Here is a 255-nt window from a genome sequence, read left to right as displayed (position 1 = left end):
CTTCCCCACACATTAAGTAGAAAAGGTTTCTTTGGGAAATCTCTTGGGCTGACGATTTGACTCGGTTCAAGTAGATTTGCTTGATAAAATTCCGGCACTGGCTTATTAATGAGTGCAGAGGCAATTTGTTTTGGATCTTTATGCAAACCAACAAAAAGCAGTAAGCAAACGCTCAATAATAAAATCAGTGGTAAAAACAAAATAAACTTTTTATTCATCGCGTTTTCTCTTCAAATTGATGGCAGAACATAATGC

At 36.1% G+C, this 255-nt stretch carries 1 pseudogene; it reads right to left on the bottom strand.

Features of this window, described 5'->3' with window-relative positions:
* Positions 1-218, bottom strand: a pseudogene (locus tag ACTHTA_RS11530) (DsbE family thiol:disulfide interchange protein); the annotation flags it as partial.
* Positions 219-255 lie beyond the last annotated feature (37 nt).

It is taken from the genome of Neisseria sp. P0013.S005 (assembly GCF_051958425.1).
Lineage (GTDB): Bacteria > Pseudomonadota > Gammaproteobacteria > Burkholderiales > Neisseriaceae > Neisseria > Neisseria subflava.
The sequence above is the reverse complement of the archived record's forward strand: the minus strand, read 5'-3'. Positions and strand labels throughout refer to the sequence as shown.